19 protein-coding genes and 1 other annotated feature are annotated in these 24,604 nt (G+C 49.2%); of the genes, 14 read left to right on the forward strand and 5 right to left on the reverse strand.

The window, feature by feature from the left end:
- Positions 1–277: 277 nt before the first annotated feature.
- From ABDB91_RS02530 to ABDB91_RS02585, 12 genes are all read left to right on the forward strand, one after another.
- Positions 278–1,783: a YcdB/YcdC domain-containing protein gene (locus ABDB91_RS02530; RefSeq protein WP_347490054.1), complete on the forward strand. Its 1,506-nt coding sequence runs from the start codon at positions 278–280 to the stop codon at positions 1,781–1,783.
- 917 nt (positions 1,784–2,700) lie between these two features.
- A complete protein-coding gene (locus tag ABDB91_RS02535) occupies positions 2,701–4,845 on the forward strand; it encodes a DUF454 family protein (protein WP_347490055.1) in 2,145 nt (714 codons plus the stop codon).
- Positions 4,821–6,476 carry an ABC transporter ATP-binding protein gene (locus ABDB91_RS02540; protein ID WP_347490056.1) on the forward strand — a complete coding sequence of 552 codons (1,656 nt, stop codon included), beginning with the start codon at positions 4,821–4,823 and terminating at the stop codon, positions 6,474–6,476. Before ABDB91_RS02535 ends, ABDB91_RS02540 begins: the two co-directional genes overlap by 25 nt.
- 139 nt (positions 6,477–6,615) lie before the next feature.
- The gene (locus tag ABDB91_RS02545; protein ID WP_347490057.1) at positions 6,616–7,260 is read left to right on the forward strand and encodes a MarR family transcriptional regulator; all 645 of its coding nucleotides are present in this window, start codon (positions 6,616–6,618) and stop codon (positions 7,258–7,260) included.
- A gap of 42 nt (positions 7,261–7,302) precedes the next feature.
- On the forward strand, positions 7,303–7,467 hold the full coding sequence (locus ABDB91_RS02550) for a hypothetical protein (RefSeq protein ID WP_347490058.1): 165 nt from the start codon (positions 7,303–7,305) through the stop codon (positions 7,465–7,467).
- Positions 7,468–7,575: 108 nt separating this feature from the next.
- Positions 7,576–8,091, forward strand: coding sequence for a flavodoxin family protein (locus ABDB91_RS02555; RefSeq protein WP_347490059.1), 516 nt, complete (start codon positions 7,576–7,578; stop codon positions 8,089–8,091).
- Positions 8,092–9,312, forward strand: coding sequence for a radical SAM protein (locus ABDB91_RS02560; protein ID WP_347490061.1), 1,221 nt, complete (start codon positions 8,092–8,094; stop codon positions 9,310–9,312).
- Between the two features lie 49 nt (positions 9,313–9,361).
- Positions 9,362–10,180, forward strand: a complete 819-nt coding sequence (locus tag ABDB91_RS02565; protein ID WP_347490062.1) for a MarR family transcriptional regulator — start codon at positions 9,362–9,364, stop codon at positions 10,178–10,180.
- A 547-nt stretch (positions 10,181–10,727) separates the two neighbouring features.
- On the forward strand, positions 10,728–11,213 hold the full coding sequence (locus ABDB91_RS02570; protein WP_347490064.1) for an ABC transporter ATP-binding protein: 486 nt from the start codon (positions 10,728–10,730) through the stop codon (positions 11,211–11,213).
- An 889-nt stretch (positions 11,214–12,102) separates the two neighbouring features.
- On the forward strand, positions 12,103–12,414 hold the full coding sequence (locus ABDB91_RS02575) for a hypothetical protein (RefSeq protein ID WP_347490065.1): 312 nt from the start codon (positions 12,103–12,105) through the stop codon (positions 12,412–12,414).
- Positions 12,415–12,794: 380 nt separating this feature from the next.
- The gene (locus ABDB91_RS02580) at positions 12,795–13,796 is read left to right on the forward strand and encodes an Rpn family recombination-promoting nuclease/putative transposase (RefSeq protein WP_347490067.1); all 1,002 of its coding nucleotides are present in this window, start codon (positions 12,795–12,797) and stop codon (positions 13,794–13,796) included.
- The gene (locus ABDB91_RS02585; RefSeq protein WP_347490069.1) at positions 13,786–13,989 is read left to right on the forward strand and encodes a hypothetical protein; all 204 of its coding nucleotides are present in this window, start codon (positions 13,786–13,788) and stop codon (positions 13,987–13,989) included. The genes ABDB91_RS02580 and ABDB91_RS02585 overlap by 11 nt, the downstream gene beginning before the upstream one ends.
- A gap of 119 nt (positions 13,990–14,108) precedes the next feature.
- Here the strand turns inward: ABDB91_RS02585 and ABDB91_RS02590 are convergent, their stop codons facing one another.
- The 5 genes from ABDB91_RS02590 to glpX all read right to left on the reverse strand — a co-directional run bounded on the left by ABDB91_RS02590 (position 14,109) and on the right by glpX (position 20,504).
- The gene (locus tag ABDB91_RS02590; protein WP_347490071.1) at positions 14,109–15,284 is read right to left on the reverse strand and encodes a TraB/GumN family protein; all 1,176 of its coding nucleotides are present in this window, start codon (positions 15,282–15,284) and stop codon (positions 14,109–14,111) included.
- A 521-nt stretch (positions 15,285–15,805) separates the two neighbouring features.
- Complete coding sequence (locus ABDB91_RS02595) at positions 15,806–17,158, reverse strand: VanW family protein (RefSeq protein ID WP_347490072.1); 1,353 nt, start codon at positions 17,156–17,158, stop codon at positions 15,806–15,808.
- A gap of 11 nt (positions 17,159–17,169) precedes the next feature.
- Entirely contained in the window at positions 17,170–17,967 is a 798-nt protein-coding gene (locus ABDB91_RS02600) for a hypothetical protein (protein WP_347490074.1), read from the reverse strand.
- A 15-nt stretch (positions 17,968–17,982) separates the two neighbouring features.
- The gene (locus ABDB91_RS02605) at positions 17,983–19,200 is read right to left on the reverse strand and encodes a hypothetical protein (RefSeq protein ID WP_347490075.1); all 1,218 of its coding nucleotides are present in this window, start codon (positions 19,198–19,200) and stop codon (positions 17,983–17,985) included.
- A gap of 326 nt (positions 19,201–19,526) precedes the next feature.
- The gene (glpX, locus tag ABDB91_RS02610) at positions 19,527–20,504 is read right to left on the reverse strand and encodes a class II fructose-bisphosphatase (RefSeq protein ID WP_347490076.1); all 978 of its coding nucleotides are present in this window, start codon (positions 20,502–20,504) and stop codon (positions 19,527–19,529) included.
- 467 nt (positions 20,505–20,971) lie between these two features.
- On the opposite strand from glpX, the gene argH reads away from it, so the two are divergent.
- Both argH and ABDB91_RS02620 read left to right on the forward strand, forming a co-directional pair.
- A complete protein-coding gene (gene argH / locus ABDB91_RS02615) occupies positions 20,972–22,360 on the forward strand; it encodes an argininosuccinate lyase (RefSeq protein ID WP_347490077.1) in 1,389 nt (462 codons plus the stop codon).
- Positions 22,361–22,513: 153 nt separating this feature from the next.
- Positions 22,514–24,076: a DUF445 family protein gene (locus tag ABDB91_RS02620; RefSeq protein WP_347490078.1), complete on the forward strand. Its 1,563-nt coding sequence runs from the start codon at positions 22,514–22,516 to the stop codon at positions 24,074–24,076.
- A gap of 64 nt (positions 24,077–24,140) precedes the next feature.
- Positions 24,141–24,395: a binding site (T-box leader), on the forward strand.
- Positions 24,396–24,604 lie beyond the last annotated feature (209 nt).

Here is a 24,604-nt window from a genome sequence, read left to right on the forward strand (position 1 = left end):
AGCATCAATCGGACGCGCCTTTAATATTCTCAGACTTTTTACCGTTGGGTTTATTATCCTTTGGGAACAAACTTTGGCATTGGAACGTCGGAACAATAAAGGGCGGTAGCATCAAAGGATGAAAATCCGGGGACCTTATGCTATTCTGAGCGTTAGTAAGAGGTCTTAGGCCCCAGATTCTCTACTAACGCTCAGGATGACACTTTTAATACTTATTTGCGGGATAGGAAATTGCAAACCGGGAAAATACGAACAGGATTTTGCGAGGTGATAACTTATGGAACATAGATACGACAAATTTCGGGAAAAAGCGTCGTCCATTGTTCCCATCCCCGAGAATTACCATTTGCTAGTTGAAGACAACGTAGCGGATGAAAGGTTTTTTATTTGGGAGGACCCTCAACATCCGGAAGCCGATATTAAAGTAACCTTAGATTTGCAAACAGGCGCACTGATGAAATTATTAGTCGGCGAGAAGCAAGATAACGCTCATACCGATACGGATTGTGCCACCCCCTCTGCCGGTCAGGCAAAAAGAACTGCTGATGAATTTATCAAGCAATATCTGCCTGATCTCCGGGGAGAATATACGTGGGTTTATATCGAAGCAGGCCGGCGCCATATGCATATCAGCTACCGGCAGGAAACAGGCGGCCTGCCCCTTCCTTTCACGGGATGCGACTGTATCGTGGACAGCGGTGGGAACATTACGGACTTTGAGCATTACGGCCGCAAAAATAAACCGGCGTGGCCGGCGTCTATTGCTGATGTAAAAACAGTTAAACAGCAAATAGTGGGAGACCTGCGCATGAAGCTGTGCATTGTGCGCCTCTACCCATCTATGCACGAAGTTGAAGACCTGGAATACCGTCTGGTTTACGAGCCGGCGCCGTGCTTCCGTTCTTTTAACGCGGTAACGGGTCGCGATCTTTTTGGGCCTGATCACTATTGGATGCCGCACAGCCATCCCGTACCCCCTCCGCAGACAGTACCGGAGCAACAGGACAATAATATCGAAGAATTGATCGGTGTCGATCCTCATTTGTTTGTCTTGGTTCGAGAGCAGGAAGACGAAAAAAGTATTCGCTATGTCTGGAAGGAAAAAGAGCATGCGCATCAACCGGCTGCAATCGCGGAAGATCGTTCCTTTAAGGCATACTGGCGCAAGAAGCTCCCTGGCATATGGTTGTTGGGTAACTCCATTGTAGCCGTGGTCGAAAAAAGCACCGGGCGCCTTCGCCAATTGTATAAAGACTATGCTTGCGCAGGAAACCTTGCACTGAGCCGGGATGAATGCTTGGAGAAGGCGTTGCATTTCTTGCAGCGTGTCTTTCCCGAGTACCCGCATTATCTCCGACTTCAGGAAAATGAAGAACCGGAGGATGGCCAACGTCCGGACCGGGAATTTTTTGCTTTTGACATTTACGTTAACGGTATCCCCATACACTTGGAAACTGTAAGGGTAGGTGTGCATACCGCGACCGGAGAGATTGGCATTTACAGTGGTGTTTCTTTTGAAATGATTTCGATGCTGGCCGGGCGTAATTTCCAGCCCGGAATTACTGAACAAGAGGCGTTAAAACTCTATTTGGGACATTTGGATGTGGAACTGGTATGGCTTGAACGCAAGGAAGAAGATTTTTGCGGGTATCAGTTGATTTATCGCCCGACAACCTCAGCGGATCGAACTGTCTCTACCCCTGAATATGGTGAACGGCGTGGAGTTCAATATATTGATGCGTGCAGCGGCAAACTGATCTGGAGCGGAGTTGTGAAAAAATAGTGAACTCGTTCGGCTTAAACTGAATAACGGGGCTTCAGATGGGGACGTTGCCCCATCTGAAGTAAAAATAGGAACGGGAGTGTCGTAAAACTACTTTCCTAAAGTAGTAAGCGATACTCTCTTTACTAAATTCAGTCAATTATTCCGATAAAAATTTGGTATCTTTATAAAAAGCCGCGGCACTATGAACTATTTAGCCCGTTGTGCAACAGCCCCGTCTTGGAATTTGATAAATTAAGTCGTGTTATATTAACGATCCCCATAAGTTTAGGGTTTGGTTGGTATGTTTTCTAAAGTTGAGACGTCAGGTGTAGCTCGTATAAATCCGGTAAATATGTATAAATTGATACAATGTTTGGCGGGCAGTAATTGTTGTGTTATTGCTGGGATGGAAAAGGCGGATCGAACCAACTAAAGAGCAGGCGCAAAAGATGTTCCATTAAGATGAAAAAAGATGAAAAAATTTTTTATTAGACGAGTAAGAATATTATAACTTGCTTATTTTTGTCCATGGACGAAATGTCACGGGCAAAAGCCTTTTGTGTTAGCCCATCCTAAGCGGAAATGCCTAAAATCCGTTAAAATAGCACTGTTGACAGCCTTTAAGAGGTATGATATTGTGCAGATGTTGGAAAAAAACTGTTTCGGGTTTTTGGATAAGCAAGCTTGTTTCGGCAAGGATTGCTGGATATTGTTGGCGTTAGGCAAGGGAACGATCGCAAATCGGTACGGGAAATCTCATTTTTTTTAATTAACCAGTTAGGGTGACCTAACTCTATCAAATTCAAGATTCCCACTGCTATAAGTGGGAGTTCCTATTCCTACTTCAGGTGGGGTAAAATCCCCATCCAGAAGAAGTCCCGATGTGCGGCTTTGCTTTAGTTGAACGAGTTTATTTTGAGGCGGGGGATGCGGCAATGGCTAGGGTTGTATATATCTCGTTGGGTTATGTCTGTATTATCTTGGGGGCCATTGGAGTGGTGCTGCCGCTGCTGCCTACCACTCCGTTTCTGCTGGCGGCTGCTTTTTGCCTGTCGCGCGGTTCAAAGCGATTTCACCGCTGGTTTACAGGTACGGCCCTGTACCGCAACCATCTGGAGGATTTTGCCCGGGATCGCGCCATGACCCTAGCAGCCAAAATAAAGATTTTGGGCCTGGTTTTCGGCTTGCTCTTGCTGGTTTTCTTGCATACCGATAAGGTTATAGTCAGGGCCGCTGTCGTTTGCATGGCCGTTATAAAATATTACTATTTCTTTTTTAAAATTAAGACGATTCAAGCGCCGTTTAAATTGCCCACCGCTGCTTCCGTACCAAGAAGGCTGCTGTCCCTGGTGCGGGAAGCGGGAAAATATATCATGCTCACCGTGCTGTTCCGATGGCTGGGGCTTCTTTGCAGCGTGACGGCTGTAGCGGCAATGGCCTGCCTGTTGCAGCGAAGCTTGGAGCAGGCGCTTCCCTCCGCCCTTTTGCCTCAATTGCTGCTGCTTATCACCGGGGCGGTCGCCCTACGCTTCTTCTGTATCTGGCTGAGTGCGGAATTTTCGCACCGTGTGGCGGTGCAGGCCAAAGGGGTGCTGCGTTCTCGGATTTACGACAAAACTTTAAAAATGGGCCCGGCCTACAGGGAAAAAATATCGACGGCCTCTCTGCTGCAGATGTCGGTGGAAGGAGTGGAGCAACTGCAGGTCTATTTGAGCGGTTATCTGCCGCAGTTTTATTACAGCGTGCTGGCGCCGGTTACGCTGTTCGCGCTGCTTTCCCTGATCAGTATTAAAGTGGCGCTGGTGTTCCTGCTGTGCGTGCCCCTGATTCCCTTGTCCATGCTGGCGGTGCAAAAGGCTGCCAGGAGGCTGATGCGGCGGTACTGGGGGAAATATACCGACCTGGGTCAAGACTTTTTGGAAAGTCTGCAGGGACTGACGACGCTGAAAATCTACAATGCGGACCAAGCCAGGCACGAGCAAATGAATGCTTCCGCCGAAAGCTTTCGCAAAATCACCATGAGAGTTTTGCGCATGCAGTTAAGCTCCGTTACGCTCATGGACCTGATTGCTTATGGCGGGACGGCGGTGGGCATCATTGTTGCCCTGACGGAGGTAAGACAGGGCAACATGGCCCTGTGGAGCGGCATTTGTGTAATTCTGCTTTCTTCGGAGTTCTTTCTGCCGCTTCGCTTGCTCGGCTCATTATTCCACAGCTCCATGAACGGCATTGCGGCGGGAGAAAAGATCTTTGCTTTTCTGAATATGGAGGAGCCCGGGAAAAAAAACGGGGTGTTGGAAGACTTCGATATTCGGCTGACCAACTGCCGCTTTTCCTATGACGGGCGCCGGGAGGCGTTGAAAAACATCTCTTTACATATCCCCGTCGGAAGTTTTGCGGCCATTGTGGGCGAGTCGGGCTCGGGGAAAAGCACACTGGTGGGTATCCTGGCCGGGACGCGCCGGAACTATACCGGCTCCGTGCGGGTTGGAGGTCGGGAACTTAACAGTATAGGTGAGGAGAGCATTATGCATAGCATAAACCTGGTGGAGCATGACAGCTATGTCTTTAAGGGGACGGTGGCGGACAATCTCTTAATGGGCTGTCCCGGGGCCTCGGCAAAGGATATGCTGGAGGCGCTTAAAAAAGTAAGGCTGTACGATTATGTAATGACTCAGGGCGGGCTGGATATGCAAATCCGGGAACAGGGATCAAACCTGTCGGGGGGGCAGCGGCAGCGTTTGGCCGTGGCCAGGGCCCTTTTGCACGGAGGTGATATCTACATATTCGACGAAGCTACCTCCAACATGGACGCCGAAAGCGAGGAAGGCGTGCTGGAGGCGCTGGAAGCACTGGTGGGGAAAAAGACCGTCATTTTAGTCACTCACCGTCTGGCGGTGGCCGGCAGGGCGGACAGGATTTTTGTCTTTAAAGACGGGGTATTGACGGGGAGTGGAGCGCATGGCGCGCTGTATCGGCAAAACACATATTACGCCAGCCTCGTTGATACGCAGTACAACGAGGAAAATTTATTGGAAGTTAAGGAAGGTGGACTATGCGCAGAAGCTGGCTATCCATAGCGACGAGACTGACAGCCCTGATCGGCTCGCTGCTGCCGGTGATGTTGATAGCGGTTGTCCTGGGTGTGTTGGGTTTTTTAAGCGCGATTTTCCTAATTATTTTCGCGGCCTTTGCCCTGCTCAATATTATCGGCGTTGCGACGACCTACACAACCATCGCACTGCTTGGCGCTATTGTTCTTTGTGCGGGGCTGCGGGGGGTTTTGCGCTACGGTGAGCAGCTGGCCGGCCATTATCTGGCCTTCAGGCTATTGGCCGTTCTTCGGGACAAAGTATTTTTCGCGCTTCGGCGGCTGGCGCCGGCCAAGCTGGAAAAAAGGGACAGCGGAGATCTGGTTTCTCTTATTACCGGCGATATAGAACTTCTGGAGGTGTTTTACGCCCATACTGTGGCGCCGGTGCTCATTGCGCTATGCACCTCCATCCTGATGACGCTGTTCATCGGCTCCATGAATGTTGGACTGGGTCTTGTGGCGGCCGTGGCTTACATTACCGTGGGGGTTTTGATTCCCGCTTGCAATTCCCGCACGGGCAAAGCCCGTGGCGTTAAATACCGGGCGGTTTTAGGTGCGGCAAACAATTATTTTTTAGAAAGTCTTTTGGGCATCGGTGAAATTATCCGGTATGGTCGCGGCGCTTCGAGAAAAGAAGCCCTGTCCCAAATAACCGCTCGGTTGGATCAAGAACAGGCGCGTTTAAAGCGCCGCGAAGGTTTGACCGGGGCGGCCACCGATACGGCGATCATGTTTTTTTCCGGGGTAGTGCTCTGTCTCGGACTGCACATGGTGTTTTCCGGCCGGCTGGAATTTCACCGGGCGTTGCTGGCCACGGTGGCCATGCTTAGCTCGTTTGGCCCGGTTGTGGCGCTGAGCAACCTGTCCGGCAGTCTGCTGCAAACAATGGCGGCCGGGGCCAGGGTGCTGGATTTGCTGGAGGAAGAACCGGAAACACCGGAGGTGCAAAAAGGGGCGGAGGTGTGTTTCAACGGCGCGTGCTGCGAAAACGTGGGTTTTGCTTACGGCGGGGAAGATATCTTGCGCAAGGTGCATTTCAATCTGCCGAAAAATAGGATTACCGGCATATGCGGCAAAAGCGGCTCCGGTAAATCGACGCTCTTAAAGCTTTTGATGCGGTTTTGGGATGTCAGGGAGGGTTGTATCCGCATTTCGGGCGAGGATATCCGGTGCGTAAACACCGAAAACCTGCGCTGCCTGGAGGGCTACGTTACCCAAGATACATTTTTATTTCAGACCACCCTGGAAAACAACATCAGGCTGGCCAAGCCCGAAGCGTCCATGTCCGAGGTCCGAAGAGCGGCGGAAAGCGCCGGTATCCACCGGTTTATCCGATCGCTGCCCAAAGGTTATCAAACCCGGGTCGGCGAGCTGGGGGAGGGGCTTTCCGGCGGTGAGCGCCAGCGCATCGGGCTTGCCCGGGCATTCCTGCACGGAGCGCCGCTGCTGCTCCTGGATGAACCCACCAGCAATCTGGACAGCTTAAACGAGGCTTCCATTCTGAAATCGCTGCGGAAAGCCGCCGGGGACAGGGCCATCGTGCTGGTGTCCCATAGGGCTTCCACCCTGAGGATCGCCGATATGGTTCACCGCATGGAATGCGGCAGGCTCTCTTGATTAAGCCGCTCGCTGCTTGTTGGGACTTGCGATTTTTTTTTAAAGGTGGTATTTTGTAACTGTAATGAGATTGATTCTCAATATCATTTGATGAATTAGTTATACTGTCTGTTTTCGAGGGCTGAAAGGAGTGGATAAGATGAGGATCACACTCGGACAGGCACGTTATCTGCTGGTGATTTGCCGTCTGCAGGGCAGGGACCGCACGATGACGAAAATAGCGGAGGAATTGAAGGTAAGCAAGCCCAGCGTGACGAGTATGATTAATACCTTTGGCGAAAAGGGGCTTGCTAAAAAAAGCCCGGTACTTGCTTTGACGGCGCAGGGTAAGGCTATCGCGGATAAAATCATGAATATACAATCCGTGATCTTCGCCTATATTTCGCGTGAAATGGGGATCACCGAGGAAGAGGCCGATAACGATGCGCTGGTGCTGATGTTTGAAATGTCGGAAAGATTTTTAACCGGCTTAATTAAAAAAATAGAAACAGATGCGGCGCGGGCCAAGCTTCGGGATTTTGGGGGCCATGCATATCTCAGCAGTTTTCAGGGTATTCTGTCAGACGGAATTTACGAGATTCCCTTTAAACTGTTGAGAAAAGGTGACGGCCGGCTTTCTATGGGGGACAAGGGGTTTATGCACCCGGCCAAGCTTGTGGTAGCGGATGGGTGCGGGATAATTAGTTTACGTGCTGTGCCGCTGAAGCATAGGACATTGCAGGGGTATGTGCTGAAAGGCAGGCTGGCCAAACTTTATTATTGGAACGGCGAAAACTATGCCTAAGCTCTGGAAGAAAAAGACATCTATTCTTTTCCGGTGATGAACATGCATTGGAACTATGACGAAGAAAAAGGTATGGATTTCGGTATGATGCATATTAAAGTACGGGCCAGCGTCGGGGTTGTCAATATGCCGGAAAGCTTTGCCGATCTGGCCATCTATCTGGAGGCGAAAACTTTTTTTCAAGGTTTTTTTTCAAGAACAGGTTAAGCCAATCTAAAGGCAAGAATGCATCATCTTTTAACATTTTAGTTAGATTATCCTAACACTTATTTGGTATTGAGCGGCACACAACACAATGCACAGGGAGGTCGGTTGATGAAAATATTATTGACGTATTCGAGCCGGACAGGAAATACGGAAAAAGTGGCCCGGGCAATCCGGGAGGTGCTTCCCGCAAGTGCGGATTTCTACAAAATGAGCGAGGCGCCCCAACCGGAAGAATATGATGTTGTGATTGTTGGGTTTTGGATTGACCGGGGGATGCCCGATAAAGAAGCCCTGAGCTATATTGACACAATTAAAAACAAGCGGGTGGCCTTTTTTTTCACTCTGGGCGCCAGGCCCGATTCCGCTCACGGGCAAAAATGCTTTGAGCGGACCAGAAGTCTGCTTAAAGACAATCTGTTGCTTGGAGAGTTCGCCTGCCAGGGGAAAATCGATCCAAAGCTGATTGAGTCCTTTAAATCCTTGCCGCCGGAGCATCCCCACGCCATTACGGAGGGAAGCCTGGAGCGTTACGCTGCGGCCGCTATCCATCCCGACGATACTGATTTGCTCCGGGCCGGAGAAACTTTTCTCAATATATTTTTACAGGTGAATGGGGAGAAATAAATGTTTGCGCACAGATTGAAGAGCCATCATGAATTGTATAACATCACTAAAGCTATGGCCATCAGGGTAATGGATGTCGACGAGTATCTCAAAAGCATTGCCGGAGCTGCCCGGGAAGCCGTAATTTATATTCACATCCCCTTTTGCCGAAAAATTTGCTCTTTCTGCAATATGATTAGAACCCTGGGACCGGCCGGCGACGACTATGCCAATCTGATCGTCAAAGAGATAGAGCGTTATCAGGCACTGGATTATGTTCGCCATTTGACCTTTCAAGCAGTGTACTTCGGTGGCGGAACTCCCACCACTTTGAGCAACCGGAGCGTCAAAGAGATCCTCATGGCCCTGCGAAAAAACTTCCGTTTGGCGGATGACGCGGAAATCACTCTGGAGACTACTGTTACCGAGTTGACAGAGGATAAAATCAGCAGTCTGCAAGAATGGGGCGTAAACAGGATCAGCATCGGCATCCAAACTTTCAACGACCGGGGCAGGCAGCTGTTGGGGCGGGCGGGGAGCGGGAAAAGCGCCTACCAAAAAAATTTGCAAGTTAAATCCCGGGGCTTTGAAAATGTGAATATTGATCTCATTTATCACTATCCCCGCCAGACCGGGGAGGAGGTGGATGAAGATCTAAACATGATTTTTTCTCTGGGATTGGCCGGCTTTTCTTTTTATTCTCTGATTGCGCGGCCTGATTCCCGGTTGATTAATGTTGAGGAAAAAGGAAATGACACGGACCTGGCCTTGTTCGAACGCATATACGCCAGAGCCCTCGACGCGGAGTTTTCCATTCTGGAGCTTACCAAACTGACCCGGTATGACCCCTACCGATATATTACGTCCAGGCACGGCGGAATGGACACCCTGGCGCTGGGCGCGGGGGCGGGGGGAAATTTTGCCGATATAACCTATATGAACCCCATTGCTCTCGAAAGTTATCAACATTATATGGAGAGCGGATCCGACAAAAAACGGATGGGCGTAATCACTAAAAATCAACATCAAGCCGTTTCCAGATTGATCGGCGCGGTGCAGCAGTGCAGAATTCCCCGCCATGCATATGCGGACATGTTTGGCGAGAATATCCGGAATCTTGTGGCGCGGCTTTTGAAAGAAGGCTATGTTACTGAGGAAGAGGATGCCTACCAATTGACTAAAAAGGGAATTTATTGGGGCAACAATATTTGTGACGCTATTTTGATGAATTTGCATGTATAACGGGCGATATGTCCCGGCGCTAGGATAGCATTTCAGGGGTGAGGTGACGATGGATTTTACGCCTAAACAGCTGCAATACCTGTTTTACCTGGATTTTTACCAAAATAGCGGCAGGCTTGTATCCGACCTGGCGGAGCAATTGGGGGTGTCAAAGGCTGCCGTGTCCCAGTTGCTTGACTTTTATGAAACAAAAGGGCTGATTAAACGCGACCCCTCCGGAGGCACCAGTCTGATAGGCGAAGCAAAGGCGGCTGCGGCGACGGTAAAAGAAAAATACGAGCTGATCCGTCCCTTTTTCCGACGGATGCCGGAGCTGACGGTAGAGATGGCAAGGCAGTGCGCGCTGCGGTACGTCTGTTGGATGCCGCGGGAAAGCGTAGACGGGCTGGCGCGGGCACTGATAGAAAAAGACAAATTAAATGGCGTCCGTTGGGATCTGTACGATCAGGCGGCGGGCCGGAGGTTTCCCTTTGCTGATGGAAAATGTCAGGTCCCTTTCGACGTGTTTAAGAAGGACAGCGATGAAATTTCCATGGGCGACAAAGGTTTCGTTAAACCCGCCCAAATGACGGTGCTAAACGGCAGGGGCGCCATTACGCTGGTTTCCAGGGAAATCCGTTATCGGAGCAAGGCGGGAGCTTCTTTGCGCGGCAGACTTACCCGGCTGAGTTGTCTGTACGGCGGTGGTTTTGTACAGGTAAAACCGAAAAAAAACAAATATCTCATTCCTCTCCATTATATCCGTAAAATAAGCCGGGTGCCGGACGGCACTCTTTGCGGGACCCTGCGGATTCGGGCCGAAGTCGGCAGGTGCGCCGGACATATGCCTCCAAGCGAAGCGGATATTTTATTCAGGTTTACAAAATAATTTTTTTATTTTTTTTTGGGACCGGGTTAAGTCTTATTAACTTGCCTTTGTTTTATGGGGCATGGAGAAATCATGAATTGCAAGGATATTAAAATAGCCTTGCGACATTAATATGAAGATTATGACATACTGCCGAAAAATTGCCGTAAATGCCAGTTAGTTGACAGGTGAGGAAGGCTGTGCTATATTCTAAACCTTATTTTTGGAAGCCAAAAATAACCAAATAGTCCGCAAGACCTGTAATTATAAGGGCTTGTGGACTTGTTCTTTTGCGAGGAGTTGTAGTGTAATTTTAGTGTTTTTTGGTTTTCCCAAAATTTTTTTTAATTTCTTGAAGTGTCATGGCTTTTCTGCCAAAATCCGTACCGAAAACGGCATTGCACTCATCCGTGACCTCGTCGGCAAAATCAAACAACCATAAATTTTGATCTAGGTGACTGCATGCTACATTCTGCAGAGTTTCTGTTATTTTGGATATAGTATATTTGCCGCCGAGTCTCATTTCAACGATTCTTGCAATCAAAAGGGCGATAAAACAGATAAGGAAATGCGCATTGATATGTTCATTGGTTACAGGCAGCACAGTCGGGAGGACTGGGATATCGTTGATTGGGCCATGGAAATAACCGATGTGTATAAATTCAGGAACAAGCCCATTTCCTCCCTGTCCGGAGGGCAGCGGCAGCGGGTCTGGATTGCTATGGCCCTGGCCCAGAAGACAAATATTCTGCTGTTGGACGAACCCACCACTTACCTGGATATCCGCTACCAAATCGAGATGCTGGAGTTGATTAGAAAACTGAACCGGGAGCTGGGTATGACCATTGTCATGGTGCTGCACGACATCAACCAAGCCGTTTATTACAGCGATGAGATCATCGGCATGCAGGGCGGCAAAATTACGGTGGCGGGTGATACCGATCGGGTGGTTAACAGTGATATTTTATATGAGATATTCCATGTGCATCTGGATATCCTGGAAACGGAGCGGGCCAAGTTTGTGGTGACGGTGAGGAACGGCGGTTCAGCTTAACCGCTAACCGGCAAGAGATACTTTGAAAAATGACCTTTCATGTCCCGGCCGTATGACGGCTATCGGACTCCCAAGACTCCTGCTTTAATATGGGAGTTTATTTTTTTTCCGGCCAATCGGCTGCTTCACCGATATTCCATTGGTTTATAAAAAATCCTTCATGGCATTGATTGAATAGTTGCTGATACGTGTTCAATGGCACAGGCGTCCCTATCGGCAATAGTGAGTTTAATAGGCAAGTTTTTGTGAAAAACTGCCGGATTACGTGTGTTCACCATGTCCCTGTTGGTGCCGGCTTTTGTTATCCCAGCCGGCGGTTCCATCACCATTCCGATCCCTGCGAGTGAGGCCGTGGATGAGGCGCGATTCGATATGTAATTTGATGTTTTACCGGATTCTGCCAATGCTCATGTTTATGCGCCGGCCATTATGGATCTGGACTTTCTCTAAAAGCGGAAGAAGTAACTCGATTTGACCGACTGACATTTAGGAACGCAAACCGCCGTTTAATTCCGGCGGCGGTTTGCGTTTCGCTGTTTCTGACGCGACAGGGATTTATCTGTCCGGTGGAGCCTACGGCGGCGGTGGTAGGTATCGGTTTGCCCGGAATTTTTTTCGGCGAATATGTTAGCGTATCCTAGCCTCCTCGCTGCTGCTCATAAATGAAATGCCGGGGATCAGCGTTTTTTGAATTAGGCCGTCTTAATCAAAAACGGCAGAAACCCGCTAAAATAGCCTTGTTGACAGGCCCAAAGAGGTATGGTAAGGTGCATTATTATAAGCGTTCCCTGAGGTCCTGAAGGGGCAGGCCTGCCTTTTGTCAACGTACGTTCTTATCATAAACAAGCGCTTATTTTTTTTTGCACCGTTGTTAGGACGATCTAACCCCATGAGTATGCAATCTTGTGGCCTGACGCGCTTCACCACAGACCTGTCCAATACAAAACTGTCAACCCTGGATCTCTGGGGTAACCAGCTGAACGAAATGCCTTCCGCGAATTTATTGCCGGCTACGTTGGAATCGCTGGATCTGACAGGAAACTTGTTTACAGACGTGGATAACGCTACCGCCGCAAGCTATGCGAAAATGACTGCTTTGAAAACGCTCAGACTTGAAGGCGTTCCGTTTATCATATTCCCGTCCGGCCTCATCAAAAACCTGCCCGCTGCTAACGAGCCTGAATGCGCGTTTTGGAAATAAAACAGACAGGTGGGAAGGACGCGTTCTTTCTGTCTGCCCGCTGTTTCCGTGTTTGCCTGACATACTCCGGATAAAGGCTTCCCGGTTTAATCCGGTTTAACTCAAAATAAAAACTATCAAAATTATGTGGAGAGCGGGTCCGACAAGAAGCGGATGGGCGTAATCACCCAAAAACAACATTAAGCCGTTTCTAAATTAATCGGCGCCGTGCAGCGGTGCGGCATTCCCCGCCGCGTATATGATGACGTGTTTGACGGGAATGTCCGGGATTGTTAACCTCTATGCTTTGTTCTGAGCCAAAGATATAATCTCTTTCAAAAAACAGCAATAATGGATATAATAAGGACAATAAAATTTTATAAAAAAAGCTGGTGGTAGCTATGACTGCGGGGCGGGAAAAACACCTTTTAAGCCCCTTAATAGACCTTGTATTTAAAGCACTGTTTGCCCGGGAAGAACCAAGGAGCAGAATTATCCTCATTGATTTTCTAAACTCCCTGCTGGGTCTGCACAAAGACAACAAAATAACCGCCATTACCCACTTGAACCCTTTTAGCTACAAGGAATTCAGAGGAGATAAAGGCTCCATCCTGGACATTAAAGTTATGACCCAGACCGGGGAAAGAATAAACATTGAAGTTCAGGTCAACGACGTCGACAACTTCCGCAAAAGAAGCTTATACTACTGGGCCAAGATGTACTCGGAAACCATCGCCGAATCCGAAACCTATGCCACCCTGAAGAAATCCATCGTAATCAACATCCTGGACTTTGATATCATCCATGAAACCGACAGATACCATACCCAATACAGCATTTTAGAAAAGGACGACGGTTTTTTATTAGTAGAGGATTTGGAAATACACTATTTTGAACTTAAAAAATTCACCGCTCAGAGTAGACTGGGAGGAATGGAATCGGTGGAAAAGTGGCTAACCTTTATGAAAGAAGCGGGTAAACCAGGTAGCGAAGAACTGCTCAAGGAATTGGCGAGCCAAAAGGAGGAATTGGCCATGGCTATGGAAATTCTGGGAGAAATAAGTGCCGATGAGAAATTGCGACAAGAAGCCTATGCTCGGGAGAAGGCCAGATTGGATGCCGTATCCAGAATCAAGTATGCAGAGTTAAAAGGGATGGAAAAGGGCATTAAAGAGGGCATAGAAAAAGGTATGGAAAAAGGCATGGAAAAAGGTAAAGTTGAAGGCAAGGCTGAATTGCTGATTAAAATGGTTTCAAGACGGTTCGGTAGCCTGCCGGAAGAGTTGCAGGTATTAATGAAAAGAGCTGATGATAAGGTATTGGATTTAATTGGGGAGAAAATTTTCGATCTGCAGGCTCCTGATGATATTTTAAAATACTTAAAGAAAGAGCTTGGAAATTGAAGGCATAAGCAGCTATTTCGGCATTTTAGTGGATGATGACTCTACGGAACTGCATGATGCTGATGAAGAAAGAGGTATCGGTTTCCCTGTACTCGGCGCGATGCTGCTGGGGCTTTTTCTGCTGGCCGTGAATCTGGGGAGCATACAGGCGTCTCTATCGGCAATAGTGAGTTTAATAGGCAAGTTTTTGTGAAAAACTGCCGGATCACGTGGTGTTCACCATGTCCCTGTTGGTGCCGGCTTTTGTTATCCCGGTCGCTTGGCAAAAAGCGGGGCCCGATTAAGGTGCCCCGCTTATATATTCTGCAGTATTTAAAAAAAAGTACTAAAAAACAGTCTGAGCACATCCGCTCCCCCGATATAAGTGCCCAAGGAGCTTCCAATATTGGCGAGAACCACCACTAGAAGGACATGAGTTACTTTATTGCGCCAAAAGCCCTTGAGGGAACAAATATCCTCGGATATGGTTTCAAAATCTTGCACATTTGGCTTTCTGATAAAAGCCTCGGTGAGACCGGCAAACCATCCCGCCGCCAGCATGGGATTCAGGGAAGTTATAGGTGCGGCAACCAGGGCCGTCAATACACTTAAAGGGTGGCCGAAGGCAATTAAAGCACCCAGTGCGGATAACGTACCGTGCCAGAGAACCCAGCTTAACAGTTGATCAATCCCTGCGGACCTATCCACGGAGAATGTAGAAATAATGATCGCCATTATCACCAGCGGGATGCCCCAGCCGATAATTTTATTAATTATGGGAGCCGGCGCAACCAGTGACAGTTGAGTCAGATCGTGATCATGATGAAGTTCTTTTTTAATGCCGGGTACGTGGCCGGCCCCCAATACCGCCACTATCTTGTTCCCCGAGGCTGTTTTTATTTTCTCTGCCAGGTACTGGTCTCTTTCATCGATCAATACAGACTTAAACTTGGGTGAAACCCGGGATAGCTCGTTTAACGCCGCGGTTAACATGTCCTGGCTTTTTATTTTCTCCAGTTCTTCTTCGCTTATTTCTTCCTTGTCAAACATGGATAAGATAATTTGGAATAGTAGTTTCATCTTTCCCCAGAAGCTTACACTCCGCCATAACCGGAGCATGGTGGTGTGAATTTCCCGGTCGGCCAGACACAGGGATGCGCCAACTTCATCGGCTGACGTAATACCTTGAATCATTTCCTGACCGGGTTGAACCCCAAACTGCTGAGCCAGTCTTTTCTGGTAGGAAGACAGCATTAAATTAACCAGCAGCAACAGGGCTTTGCCATCTTTAATAATTTTAAAAATGTCTGTGTTTTTCCACCTATCGGCATCGGTAATGGATTGGTACCGGGGCTGGCATAACTCTACGCAAACGGTATTGGGTTTTTCCGACTGGATAACTTCTTTAACCTCATCGACACTCTTTGGGGAAACATGGGCCGTACCGATAAGGATTATTTCCCTGCCGCTCAGTTCTATGCGGTGTACGTTGTCACTGTCAGTGCTCAAATAATCACTTCCCAAAGTCGTATTTATGGTGAAACAACTATAATAATATCATATTTGCGGATTATTGCTATAACGATGCTTAAAAATTAACGAAATCAATGTCTGGCTTGATGATCTTGGTTATTATGAACCAATGAGCATAGGGGAGGCGGTAAAAGGTGACAGGGCAAATAAAAGCTTTAGTTGATCGGATGATTATATTCGGCATATTTATCAATCGGATGATGAATATGCCGATGACGAATATGCAACTGAAGTGATTTTTGTCACTGCATTGACCGGTGGATTGAGGGCCGGCAGCCCGATGTTGGCGACCGGGCCGGGACGGTGATTTGTTGGATTGGGGTGAACGTAATCATGTGGACGCCCGGAGGATAGAAGCACCGCAGTCTCTAATGGTGTTGCCGGGAGATTTCGGACCTTGCTTAAATTTGGGGGACTGTCTGTTTTAAGGGATTTTGGGAAGGGCCTTCCGGTCCTTCCCAAAGACTTCACCATTTTGGTCCGCCGTTCCCGGCGGGTTACTTGCTGGGATTGGACCCTTCGGTGCCTACTAAGATTACCTTGCTTTCGGGTGGATAATAATCCCTGGTTATTAATTGCCTGGTTTCGCCAAGAGGACCTTTGATCACTTTATAAACAAAAGCCACATAGCCCCGCCTTCCCGGGCTTTGCAGCACCTGAGTGCCCTGGGGCAGACCGGGTTCCTGATGAATTAAGGTTTCGGGGGTAACAATCTGAATATTTGTATCAATATCAATGCGTGGTTCATTATCGTTCATTACGCCCCAAATCTTAACCTGCAGTTTGCGGTTCATAAGAGTTCCGGTAACGAATACCGGATAGTCGCGGTTATTGCGGAAACGCAAGTCTATTTGCCCGTCCACAACCGTTGCATCCAGACCGGGGGGTACATAGCCTACCGGCCTGGTGTGAGGCTGACGTTCCATTATCTCCAGGTTCGCTGTCAGCAGTGCGTTGTATAGGGTGGTCGATACCTGGCAGACTCCACCGCCCAATCCCGTTATAGTTTTGGAACCATCTATAACGGGAGCGTTTTTAAAGCCGTTTTCGGCCGATCTTTCGCCGATTCGCTCATTAAATGAGAATATCTCATCCGGTTTAACAAGCGTATTGTGCAAAGCATTGACGGCCAAAGTAATATTAGCGGTACGGTCTGTCTGGGTTGGGTTTAATTCAGTCTCGCATTCACCCAGTATATTACGAAGCGGTTCTAAATCTTTTGCGGCAGCCGGTGCCTTCTTTGGGACAATAATTGCCTGAATGCTGTCGGGTAAAGGTGGTGTTATAGCATCTATCTGTCGCATTGTAGCAGGTATGTTTAGAAACTGCCCGTTTTTTTCAGGCACCAGCATGCGCTCGTTTTCGTTGCCGATCAGCGTGGCACTCAAGGGTATCACGTCGACCGAACTTTTCAGCTCTTCCAACCGATTCGCCATTTTATCATGGTTGAATTGAAATGTTAGGGGGATATCATGTAACCCCGCCAGCAGCGCCAGTTCGGTGAGCTTCCCAGTCAATCCCGTGGCTTGCTTTTTAAGATCAAGCGCTTCTTCGATGGCGTGATCGTAGTTCAGTTCAGCATCCACGGACTCGGGTCTTACGCTGATGTTCTTTTCGCCTGCCTGTATAACCAGCGGAACTTCGAGTCCATTATTAAAAGTCTCTCTTAAAAGTTTTTCGGTTTGCTGCCTGGTAAGGCCGCCCACGGGCACCCCGTTTATTTTTATTCCCCGGGGAATACCCCGGTCATTCCGATAATCATTTAGCGCCAGCCAGGCGGTTAGTGTCAATACTGTTTGTGCGCAGATTAAGGCTGCAATGATGCCGGATTTTAGATATGCTGTCCGCATGAAATCACTGATTATTCCACGAACATAGTTAATTCAACGTATTTGTCAGCCTTTAAAGCGTGTTCGATAATATCTTCTGTTATTGTCGCGCCTTCGGTGATTATAATGTTGCCTTTGGCATCGACAATCGTTTTGCCGGCTTTTTTACCGGTTAGATACTGGCGCTGTTTCTCACTGAACAGTTCCAGCGGGTCCTTTTCTCCAAGCGGCTCGTCATTATCCTGTGTGTTAATCGTTGAGCCGGTAACAGCATCCTGATTTATATCCACCGGGGGTGAGGTGGTAAGGTTATCGGCTTGGGGCTGCCCTGGGCCGGGTTCCTTTTTCAGAGATGTATCGGTGTTTTCGGTTACTACTAGGTATTTGTGGCCGAAAGTAATTATTTGGTCTGCCGGAATTATGCCGATCGGTTCAGTGCCATCCCGGGGTACTAACTCACATCCGGTAATTTTGCCGGACGGCTGAGTAAAGAATAATTCCGATACTGTACCCAGCAGTCGTCCGTCCCTGGTCATTACGCTCGAGTTTAAAACCTTTGTTTCTTCTTGCAATAGTTTGACAGCCTGACTGAACTGGGAGACAGGTTTTACATTAGCCGCCTTTTCAGTGGTTAACGCGTTCGCACCGATGGCGGTAACATCACTGAAAGCAATACATTTTTTCTCAAGGAACCATTGATCGCCATTCAAAAGCAGATATTCGATTCTACCCTCAGCCGGGTTGATAACTGTCGAATAAGCTTGGGCAACGAAATCTCCCTCATTTACGGCAAGCACCGGTAAACCTATTAGATCCTTTGTCTTCTTCATGTTTTTACCCCCTTCTTAATGTGACTCTTGCAGCTGATTAATTTTTAGTTCTAACTTTTCAACTTTTTCTCCATCTAAATCGGCACGCCGGCTTTTTATTAATGTGTTCAGAATTTCTGTCGCCTGCCAGAACTGGCCCGCTTCCCGGTAAATTTCACTAACCTCTACCGCCAGCAGTAGGGCCAGTTTGGTGTTGGGCCGCATTTGCAGCGCTTTTAGAAAGGTGGTTGCCGCGCCTAAATAATCACCGTTCTGTTTACTGGCGAAACCCAGTTCTATAAACCGGTTTAAATCTGTTCGATTAGTTTCAACCCTATCGGAATCGGGTTCCGTCACTTCATCAGCGGGTTCCGTCACCTCACCGGGTGAAAAATCTTGATGCCGATGGTTAGTTTGCGGAGGGGTATTCTTATTCTTGTCATATGTAAAAACGGCCGCTGGTTCGAATGCAGGCTCAGGTACAGGCACGGGCTCAAGTACAGGCTCAGGTGTAGACTCAGGCTCAAGTACAGGTACAGGCTCAGGCATAGGTGCAAGCTCAAGTACAGGCACGGGCACAGACTCGGGCACAGGCTCAGGCATAGGTCCGAGCTCGGGATCAGGTTTTATTTCCATGACCGGCGGTTCCGGTTTTTTAACATGCCCGCTCAAATCGGGGTTGTCGGGTAAGCCGTTTTTCTCCTCTGTTACACCTGGAAGCGAATCCGTAATTTCAAGCAGCGGGTGTATAAGTTCGGACTTGGTTGCGGACGTTTCCTTGTTTTTAGCCGCTGTGGCTTCCGGTTCTGTTTCTGGCTCTATAGTGGGGATTGAAACTTGTTCGATCTGTGCGCACATCACATTTGCTGTGCTTTGTTCAAACTGCTCGTATGCAGTTGCTGTTGTTGCCGTTTCAAGCAACGGTACTTCGTTGGCAGTTTTTAAGTCGCTCGTTTGCTCTTCTTTGCTATCCGGATGATTTGTTGGCGCAGCGTTTAATTTTAGGGCAAGGCATTTTTTATTAACTAAAGTTAACAGCACTGAGCAGAAAAGAATAATAAAAATAAATGTTATTACTAGTTGAGGGTAATCCAGAATAACTATCAGATAAGGAAAAGCTATTGCGCATAAAAAAGCAACCAGTACCGTCATTAATAGTACCGGCGTCGTAATGGCGATTTTATGCCGCATTGAAAACAACAGGCACATAAAAAGCAAATTAATTAGAGCAACAGTAAGAACGAAAGAGAACATGTAGTTCATCTCCGATTGCAGGTTTTAATTATTTTTCGACCTAATGAGCAATTTTTCCTCTAAAAGCATTAAAATCTTTATTATGTATAACCTGCCTGTTTACAAAAACGGAAGTGGCCGGATTGGGAACCTTATGACAACACGGGGCAAAAGTTAAGCTATATAAATGTTCAAACTCTATTAATGAAAATATCGGTATAAACGATATTTTATTGAGAAAGCTTGGGTAACTATTATAAGAAAAGGAAGGGAAATCACGACCAAAAAGTGCCGGGCGAGGCTTGACCCCGACCCGGCACTTTGCAAATGATCGTTACTTTCTTTGGTTACTTTTCCTTGATCAGTGAGTAATGCGGCTTATACCTCAGGTTATGTACCGTGTTGATAAAGCGTACCGTGCGGCTCTTGGCCCGCATTACCAGCGAGTAAGTTTCAGCCAGTTCGCCGCCCTTGAAGCGAACTCCCTTGAGCAACTCGCCATCGGTGACACCGGTGGCTGCGAATATGGCATCGTCCCCGCGCACCAGGTCGTCCATGGTTAAAATGCGGTTGGGGTCTTCAACGCCCATACTCAGGCAGCGCCGGTATTCACTGTCATCCTCGGGTACCAGCCGGGCCTGCATTTCACCGCCCAGACATTTAAGTGCCGCGGCGGCAATTACTCCTTCGGGGGCGCCGCCGATGCCGGCGCAAATATCAATGCCGGTGTCGTCAAAGGCGGTGGCCAGTGCTGAAGCCACGTCACCGTCGCCAATGAGGCGCACCCGGGCTCCCGCTTTGCGTACCGCATCAATTAACTTTTGGTGCCGGGGACGGTCCAGGATCATTACCGTACAGTCAACGATGCGCTTGTTGTTGACTTTGGCTACAGTCTCCAAAGTTTTTTCGATAGGATCATCAAGGTTGATTTTACCGGCGGCCCGTGGTCCCACGGCCAGTTTATGCATATACATATCCGGGGCGTGCAGCAGATTGCCTTTATCGGCAATAGCAATTACCGACATGGCGTTGGGCAGTCCTTTAGCCAATATGTTGGTGCCTTCCAGCGGGTCCACTGCAACATCCACCTCGGGGGTGGGGGAGTTGCCTACTTTTTCGCCGATATATAGCATGGGAGCTTCGTCCATTTCACCTTCTCCAATTACCACGGTACCATTCAAGCATACTGAATCGAACATGGTGCGCATAGCGTTGGTGGCGGCTCCGTCAGCCTCGTTTTTGCGCCCGCGGCCCATCCATTGGGCGGAAGCCAGGGCGGCCATTTCGGTAACGCGCACCAATTCCAGCGTCAGTTCTCTTTCCATAAATGCTCGTCTCCTTTGTTAATAAACTGTTTAATTGATTTTATTTTAACATATTTAAACGCTAATTGGTTATATAGTATAACGTTTTTTTAAATAAGAGCCTAATATTTTGCATCCTTAAGGCCCGGTCGGGGGCATCTGGCTGTTAAATAAGGCATTGTAGGTTATAATTAATTATAATTACCCGCTGCCTGCCTTTGCAAGATGCAAAAGCCAATCGGTTGACATATATTTATATGCGCCGCCGTGGCGATCGTTTGGGAGTCTATTCAAGCAGCTTATTTTGCAAAAAGTATATTAACAGTTAAGGCAAAATATACGGGTTGGGCTGATTATTTTTTTCGACCTTTTTCCAACTCCGGCATGACCGTGTTATAATATTTTAGCATGAATCTTGGTAAAATGAAGCAGCGGCGGCGAATAAAGCTTTCTTGCCGCTAAAAGTTAATTTAAAAGAGGTGGATTTAATGGCCAAGCTATGGAGCGGGCGGTTTCAAAAGGAGACGGACCGGCTGGTGGACGACTTTCATTCTTCCATTTCCTTTGATAGCCGTCTTTATAAATATGATATTACCGGCAGCATTGCTCATGCTAAAATGCTGGCGCAGGCGGGCATTATCAGTCACGGGGATGCCGATGCCATTGTCGGTGGCCTGTCGGACATACTGGCCGATATCGAAGCGGGCCGGGTGGCGTTTTCCGTGGCCGCCGAGGACATTCATATGAATGTGGAGCAATTATTAATAGAAAGCATTGGTGATGTGGGCAAAAAACTGCATACTGCCCGCAGCCGCAATGACCAGGTGGCGCTTGACGTGCGCATGTATCTGCGTGATGAGCTGGACACGGTAAGGCGACTGCTGGCCGAGCTTGTGGCTGTACTGCTGGATATGGCGGAAAAACACCTGGATACCGTAATGCCCGGCTATACGCACCTGCAAAGGGCCCAGCCGGTTACTCTTGCCCATCACCTGCTCGCTTACTGCCAGATGTTCGGGCGGGATATGGACCGTTTGGCGGATTGCCGCCGGCGGGTAAATGTACTGCCTTTGGGGGCCGGGGCGCTGGCCGGTACCACCTTTCCCCTGGACCGGGAGTATGTGGCCCGGGAGCTGGGCTTTGACGCTGTTACGGAGAACAGTCTGGATGCGGTGAGCGACCGGGATTTTGCCGTGGAATTTGCCGCCGCCGCATCCCTTATCATGGTGCACTTGAGCCGCTTTTGCGAGGAAATAATTCTCTGGTCCTCGGCGGAATTTGGCTTTATCGAGCTGGATGATGCCTATAGCACGGGGAGCAGTATGATGCCCCAGAAAAAGAACCCGGATGTGGCGGAGCTGATTCGCGGTAAGAGCGGCCGGGTATTTGGGGATTTGACCGCTCTTTTAACTATGCTGAAGGGGCTTCCGCTGGCCTATAACAAGGATATGCAGGAGGATAAGGAAGCTCTGTTTGACACGGTGGATACCGTGCGGAAGTGTTTGTTGATTTTCCGGCCCCTGGTGGCTACCATGCGAGTTAAAAAGGAAGACATGTCCCGTGCGGCCCGGGGTGGGTTTACCAATGCCACCGATCTGGCCGATTATCTGGTCCAGTGTGATGTGCCTTTCCGGGAGGCCCATGCCATTGTGGGGCGGGCGGTAGCTTACTGCCTGGAACATAAAAAATCTTTGGACGAGTTGAGCCTGGAGGAATTGCGCGGCTTTTCCCCATCCATTAACGGGGATGTCTATGCGGCCATTGATGTGGCTCATTGCGTTGCGGCCCGCAGTGTTATGGGCGGCCCCGCTCCCGGGGCGGTGCGGAAAGCTATTCGGGCGGCCCGGGAGCGGCTTCAAGTTGTTGTGCCGAAGTGAATTGTTGCCTAAGCTGAACGATTAAGTTTCCATGTAGCTTTGGATGTCGTGTTATAGCTATTGGCATCTTTGCGTTCTTGTGCCATAATGAGTGGATTAGTTATCATATTTAGACATGTTGATATTCACGTTAACACTAAGGAAGGTATACTTATGAACTGGCAGCAAATGGTTTTGTCGGTGCTGGCGGGGGCCGTTATCGGTTATATCACCAACTGGATTGCCATTCGCATGTTATTTCGGCCTCTGTACGAAAAAAGGTTGTTGGGCTTGCGAGTACCCTTTACCCCGGGGGTAATTCCCCGCGGGAAAGGGCGCCTGGCCGGTGCCATCGGCGAGGCGGTGGGCGGTATGCTGCTCACTGAGGAAAAGGTGGTGCGGCATTTGCTGCAGCCGGAAGTAGAAGAGCAAATGCGGTGCTATCTGGCCGATGGCGTGACTAAAACACGGGAACGTGGGATTGGTGTTGGCGAAGCGTTGGGCGACCCCGGGGGAGAGTCGCAGTTTTTCCTGAAGTTAACTGAACTGTTTTCCGGCCTGGCGGTAAAGCTGGTCCGGGGTGACGCATCCCGCCGGGTGGCGGGCCAACTGGCGCGGGAAGTTGCGGATTATCTGCTTGATCGGACTGTCGCAGATACGATTGACGCGTTAAATGCGGCCGGCTCAGGTGATGCGTTGTTGGATGCTCCGGAGCAGCTGCCTGCGGTATTATTGCAGCAGCCGGCCGTGCAGCAGGAACTGCAGCGCCGTTTGTCCGCGGCAATCGAAAACTTTCTCAATAGCTCTCGGACGGTTGGTTATTACTTACCCGGTGCCGTGCAAGAGGGTATGCACCAGTTTGTTGAAGACCAGGCCCCCCGCATTATCGCGGCGATTGAGCAGTATGTCAATTCCCCGGGGGCCCGGCAAGCCATAAAAGGCCGCATCGAGGAATTTTTTGAAAGCACGACCATCAAGCGGTTTGTCAATGGGCTGTTTCAGCTTATGGGCAATGGCAGCGATATGCTGGTGCAGCGGCTGGCTGTGGAAATAACCCGGTTTTTCGCCGATGAAAAGAACCGGGCGGAAATTGTCAATCGCTTGCATTTGCTGGTGGATGAAACGCTGGAAAAAAGTATTAGTGATATTGTCGCCGGTTTGGATGACGCCGGTAAACGGGAAAAGGCCGCCGAGATAGCCGCCCGGGCTGTGGACAAGCTGCGCGATCCGGCTGTAGCCGCTGCCTTGACCGGTGCCGCCGGGGAATTGATTGACGGAAACCGCGGCCGGACCTGGCGGGAGCTGCTTGACCGGGCTAATCCCGACTGGCCTGCGCAGCTGGCGGTTTTTGGCGAGCGTTTGGTGAAAAATTTATGGGAACGGGATGCGCTGGCGCAGGGTGTGGATGCGCTGGTGCGGCGGGAAATAGCAGCGGTTTGGCAACTGCCGCTGAGTCGTGTGCTGGACCTGCTGCCCGACGGTTTTATAACCGATTCCGATGAAACGGTCACCAGGCTGTACCGCTATCTGGTGCGGAAACAGGCACCGGGGCTGCTGCGGTTTATTGATATCAGGGGCATGGTGCGGCAGCGGGTGGAGGAGCTTGATGAACTGCAGGTGGAGGAAATGCTGCTCGGTATCATGCGCCGGGAACTGGTGGCTATTACCTGGCTGGGGGGGCTGCTGGGGGCTGTGCTGGGCGTGGTTACTGTTGCCATGCAATATATAATGAAATAAGGTTAAAAACTGTTGACCTTGATTATGTTTTTACTGTATACTGAGATGTAGATTTCATTTAATATTAAAGGTTATGAAGGGGATCAATACCTGCAGGCCGCGCCAACAGAGAGCTGGGTTGCTGAAAGCCAGTGCCGGAACAGGTTGAGGCATCGCCCCGGAACTGCTTTGTCGAAAGGCTGTCGCCTGGTAGGCGAAGTCGGGAACAGGTGGCCCGTTATTGCCGTCGTGTCGCTGACACACTCAAGGGGCTTTCGCCGCCGGGCGGAAGCAAGCAGGGTGGTACCGCGGGAGGAATTTAGCGCCTCTCGTCCCTGGTGTTTATTCACCAGGGACGGGAGGCTTTGTATTTTATTCAGTATTCTTATGAGATCGGTGATTTGTTTTTAACATCAAACTGGAGGGAAGTGTACCTAGGGTTCCGCCTCTTCATTGAGGGACTGGACCAAGCGGTACAGACCGCCGGGCTTAATTGCCGGAGGTTACACCGTGGGGATAAAAGACCCAAGCGGATAGGTTCCACCCTTG

The organism is Desulfoscipio sp. XC116 (genome assembly GCF_039851975.1).
Taxonomy (GTDB): domain Bacteria; phylum Bacillota; class Desulfotomaculia; order Desulfotomaculales; family Desulfallaceae; genus Sporotomaculum.

Excerpts from the sequence above, each read along its gene's own strand:
- ABDB91_RS02535 (WP_347490055.1), top strand. The coding sequence starts at position 2,701 with ATGGCTAGGGTTGTATATATCTCGTTGGGTTATGTCTGTATTATCTTG.
- ABDB91_RS02550 (WP_347490058.1), top strand. The coding sequence starts at position 7,303 with ATGCATTGGAACTATGACGAAGAAAAAGGTATGGATTTCGGTATGATG.
- ABDB91_RS02540 (WP_347490056.1), top strand. The coding sequence starts at position 4,821 with ATGCGCAGAAGCTGGCTATCCATAGCGACGAGACTGACAGCCCTGATC.
- ABDB91_RS02605 (WP_347490075.1), bottom strand. The coding sequence starts at position 19,200 with ATGTTCTCTTTCGTTCTTACTGTTGCTCTAATTAATTTGCTTTTTATG.
- ABDB91_RS02575 (WP_347490065.1), top strand. The coding sequence starts at position 12,103 with ATGAGTATGCAATCTTGTGGCCTGACGCGCTTCACCACAGACCTGTCC.
- ABDB91_RS02555 (WP_347490059.1), top strand. The coding sequence starts at position 7,576 with ATGAAAATATTATTGACGTATTCGAGCCGGACAGGAAATACGGAAAAA.
- ABDB91_RS02620 (WP_347490078.1), top strand. The coding sequence starts at position 22,514 with ATGAACTGGCAGCAAATGGTTTTGTCGGTGCTGGCGGGGGCCGTTATC.
- ABDB91_RS02560 (WP_347490061.1), top strand. The coding sequence starts at position 8,092 with ATGTTTGCGCACAGATTGAAGAGCCATCATGAATTGTATAACATCACT.
- ABDB91_RS02580 (WP_347490067.1), top strand. The coding sequence starts at position 12,795 with ATGACTGCGGGGCGGGAAAAACACCTTTTAAGCCCCTTAATAGACCTT.
- ABDB91_RS02565 (WP_347490062.1), top strand. The coding sequence starts at position 9,362 with ATGGATTTTACGCCTAAACAGCTGCAATACCTGTTTTACCTGGATTTT.
- ABDB91_RS02570 (WP_347490064.1), top strand. The coding sequence starts at position 10,728 with ATGCGCATTGATATGTTCATTGGTTACAGGCAGCACAGTCGGGAGGAC.
- ABDB91_RS02600 (WP_347490074.1), bottom strand. The coding sequence starts at position 17,967 with ATGAAGAAGACAAAGGATCTAATAGGTTTACCGGTGCTTGCCGTAAAT.
- glpX (WP_347490076.1), bottom strand. The coding sequence starts at position 20,504 with ATGGAAAGAGAACTGACGCTGGAATTGGTGCGCGTTACCGAAATGGCC.
- ABDB91_RS02595 (WP_347490072.1), bottom strand. The coding sequence starts at position 17,158 with ATGCGGACAGCATATCTAAAATCCGGCATCATTGCAGCCTTAATCTGC.
- ABDB91_RS02530 (WP_347490054.1), top strand. The coding sequence starts at position 278 with ATGGAACATAGATACGACAAATTTCGGGAAAAAGCGTCGTCCATTGTT.
- ABDB91_RS02545 (WP_347490057.1), top strand. The coding sequence starts at position 6,616 with ATGAGGATCACACTCGGACAGGCACGTTATCTGCTGGTGATTTGCCGT.
- argH (WP_347490077.1), top strand. The coding sequence starts at position 20,972 with ATGGCCAAGCTATGGAGCGGGCGGTTTCAAAAGGAGACGGACCGGCTG.